Genomic DNA, 3642 nt, shown 5'->3' on the forward strand with positions numbered 1-3642 from the left:
GGGGGGGGGGGGGGGGGGGGGGGGGGGGGGGGGGGGCGGGGGGCCCCCCCCCCGGCCCCCCCCGGCCCGTCACTCCTCCCCCACCACCCGCACCGGCAGCGCCCGCATCGCCTCGCGCAGCGCCGCCGCCAGCTCCTGGTACTCGGCGGCCCGCGCCGCGCCCGTACGCGCCGCCAGGGCGATCCGCCGGGTCGGCGCGGGATCGGCGAAGTAGCCGGTGAGCAGCTGGCTGCTGCGGCTGGTCTCCACCTGGACCGCGGTACGCGGCAGCAGCGTCACCCCGAGCCCGCCCGCGACGAGCTGCACCAGAGTCGAGAGCCCGGCGGCGGTGGTCGTCGCGGGCACGTCAGCCCGGCCCGCGTCGCGGCAGATGTCCAGCGCCTGGTCCCGCAGGCAGTGCCCCTCGTCGAGCAGCAGCAGCTCCAGGTCCCGCAGCGCCTGGCGCGGGATGCCCTCCCGGCCGCCGAGCCAGTGGTCCAGCGGGGTGACCAGGACGAAGTCCTCCTCGAATAGCGGCAGTTCGGTGACGCCGGGCACACCGAGCGGCACCGCGAGCAGCAGCAGATCGAGCCGCCCGGCGGTGAGACCGTCCAGCAGGGACAGGGTCTGCTCCTCGTGCACCTGGAGGTCGAGGTGCGGATAGCGGTCGTGGACGAGCCTGAGGACCGTCGGCAGCAGATAGGGCGCCACGGTCGGGATCACGCCGAGCCGGAGCGTCCCGGTGAACGGCAGGCGGACCGCCTCGGCCTCCTCGGTCAGCTCGCCCACCGCGTCGAGCACCGCCTGCGCCCGGACGGCCAGCCGCTCACCCTCGGGCGAGAGCAGCACCTTGCGCGTCGTACGCTCGAGGAGCTGGACGCCGAGCACCTCCTCCAGCGCGGAGACCGCGCCGGAGAGCGCGGGCTGGCTCATGCCGATCGCCGCCGCCGCGTCCCGGAAGTGCAGATGCTCGGCCACCGCCGCGAAGGCGCGCAGCTGCGCCAGGCTCGGCTGCTTCCCGCGCGCACTGCCGGGCGGGCCGCCGGGCCCGCCGCCGGGTGCGCCGCGCCGCCCCGGTCGTCGTATCGATGCCGCCGCCTCGGCCACTGATAGCCACCTCCGATCAACATGACCCAGTCTAGCTATTTCCGTGATCAATGCGCTCTGTGTCAGGATCACTATCCGTCCAACCCCACCGGAAGTCCCCAAAAGGGACTTCCCTGGATCCAAGGAGAGCCGCGTGCTCACTGTCGGTGACAAGTTCCCCGCGTTCGACCTCACTGCCTGCGTCTCGCTGGAGAGCGGCAAGGAGTTCGCGCAGATCGACCACAAGACCTACGAGGGCAAGTGGAAGATCGTCTTCGCATGGCCCAAGGACTTCACCTTCGTGTGCCCGACCGAGATCGCGGCCTTCGGCAAGCTGAACGACGAGTTCGCCGACCGTGACGCCCAGGTCCTCGGCTTCTCCGGCGACTCCGAGTTCGTGCACCACGCCTGGCGCAAGGACCACGCCGACCTGCGTGACCTGCCCTTCCCGATGATGGCCGACTCGAAGCACGAGCTGATGCGCGAGCTGGGCATCGAGGGCGAGGACGGCTTCGCGCAGCGTGCCGTCTTCATCGTCGACCAGAACAACGAGATTCAGTTCTCCATGGTGACCGCCGGTTCCGTCGGCCGTAACCCCAAGGAGGTCCTGCGGGTTCTGGACGCGCTGCAGACCGACGAGCTGTGCCCGTGCAACTGGAGCAAGGGCGAGGACACTCTCGACCCGGTCGCGCTGCTCTCCGGCGAGTGAACGGGCTGATCTGAGATGGCTCTCGACGAACTGAAGTCCGCCGTACCGGACTACGCCAAGGACCTGAAGCTGAACCTCGGTTCGGTGATCGGCAACTCCGACCTGCCGCAGCAGCAGCTGTGGGGCACCGTGCTCGCCTGCGCGATCGCGTCCCGCTCGCCGCGCGTGCTGCGCGAGCTGGAGCCGGAGGCCAAGGCCAATCTGTCGGCCGAGGCGTACGCCGCCGCGAAGTCCGCCGCCGCGATCATGGCGATGAACAACGTCTTCTACCGCACGCGTCACCTGCTCTCCGACCCGGAGTACGGGACGATGCGCGCCGGTCTGCGGATGAACGTCATCGGCAACCCCGGTGTCGAGAAGGTCGACTTCGAGCTGTGGTCCCTCGCGGTCTCCGCGATCAACGGCTGCGGGCAGTGCCTCGACTCGCACGAGCAGGTGCTGCGCAAGGCGGGCATGGACCGCGAGACGATCCAGGAAGCGGTCAAGATCGCCGCCGTGATCCAGGCCGTGGGCGCCACGCTGGACGCCGAGGCGACGCTGGCGGGCTGACCCCGCCGCCGCGGTCGCTGTACGCCGATGGCCGGTCGGGCTCTGTGAGCCTGACCGGCCATCGGCGTTTCTCGTTCCCGTGGTCGGCTGCCACGGGGACGCGGGTCAGTCGGGTGCGTCGCTTGCCGTGGTGCGGGACCGCTCCGGGAGTACGGGGGCCACCGCGACGACCGTCGCGCCGTGCGGTCCGGGCGAGGCCCGCAGAGCCTCCTCGCGGGCGTGGACCCGGAGATAGCCGACCGCCGTGTTGATCACCGCCACCAGCGGTACGGCGACCACCGCGCCGCTGATCCCGGCGACCAGGGCGCCGGCGGACACCGCGAGGACCACGGCGAGCGGGTGCACCCGTACCGCGCGGCCCAGGATGAACGGCTGGAGCACATGGCTCTCGATCTGCTGCACCGCGAACACCACCGCCAGCGCCAGCAGCGCCGTGCCGGGCCCCTGGGTCACCAGCGCCACGACCACCGCGAGCGCGCCCGAGATCACCGCGCCCACGATGGGGATGAACGCGAACAGGAAGATGAAGACGGCGAGCGGCACGGCCATCGGGACGTCGAGGAAGTAGATGCCGATGCCGATGAACACCGCGTCGATCAGCGCCACGATCACCGTGCCCCGCACATACGCGGTGAGGGTCCGCCACGCGCGCGGACCCGCGCCCGCGACGCCGGGCCTGGCCGCGGCGGGGACGAGCTTGAGCGTCCACTGCCAGATGCGCTTGCCGTCGTAGAGCAGGAAGAGCGTCGAGAACATCGCGAGCACCATGCCGGTGATGAACTCCACGAGGACGGTCACGCCTTCGAGCCCGGCCTCGGTCAGCTCTCTGGCGTTGTTGCCGACCGTGTCGCTGAGGTTCTTGGCGACGTCGTTGATCTGGTCCTCGGTCACATGCAGCGGGCCGTCGATGAGCCAGTTCTTGAGCTCCTCGATGCCGTCCTGGATCTGGCTCGCCAGGGTGTCGATGTTCTCCATGACCTGCCACACCACGAACCAGCCGACCAGGCCGATCACGACGAAGCCGGTGATGAAGGTGACGGCGGTCGCCAGACCGTGGGGCAGTCCGTAGCCGCGCAGTCTGGCCACCATCGGCTGGAGCAGCGCGGTGATCAGCAGCGCGGCGGCGAACGACAGCACGACCAGCTGTACGGTGCTGATGATCCGCATCAGCACCCAGACGACGGCCGCGAGCACCAGCAGCCGCCAGGCGGCCTCGGCGGCGACCCGGATGCTCCAGGGGATGGCTATGGCGACCCGGCGGTACGCGGCCACTCCTTCGAGTTCCGTATCAACGGTGAGGATCCGGGCCGTGGTTTCCT

Annotated in this window: 4 protein-coding genes; 2 read left to right on the forward strand and 2 right to left on the reverse strand. The window is 70.6% G+C overall.

Features of this window, described 5'->3' with window-relative positions; genetic code table 11:
- Positions 1 to 69: 69 nt before the first annotated feature.
- Entirely contained in the window at positions 70 to 984 is a 915-nt protein-coding gene (locus ACX6XY_RS29845) for a LysR substrate-binding domain-containing protein (RefSeq protein ID WP_460337689.1), read from the reverse strand.
- 235 nt (positions 985 to 1219) lie between these two features.
- Between ACX6XY_RS29845 and ACX6XY_RS29850 the strand changes: the two genes are divergently transcribed.
- Positions 1220 to 1774 carry a peroxiredoxin gene (locus ACX6XY_RS29850; protein ID WP_460337681.1) on the forward strand — a complete coding sequence of 185 codons (555 nt, stop codon included), beginning with the start codon at positions 1220 to 1222 and terminating at the stop codon, positions 1772 to 1774.
- 15 nt (positions 1775 to 1789) lie between these two features.
- Complete coding sequence (locus ACX6XY_RS29855; protein ID WP_460337684.1) at positions 1790 to 2323, forward strand: alkyl hydroperoxide reductase; 534 nt, start codon at positions 1790 to 1792, stop codon at positions 2321 to 2323.
- A gap of 105 nt (positions 2324 to 2428) precedes the next feature.
- Here the strand turns inward: ACX6XY_RS29855 and ACX6XY_RS29860 are convergent.
- Positions 2429 to 3642: AI-2E family transporter (locus tag ACX6XY_RS29860; RefSeq protein ID WP_460337687.1), on the reverse strand; the 1214-nt coding region annotated here is incomplete at its 5' end.

Source organism: Streptomyces sp. O3, assembly GCF_054788135.1.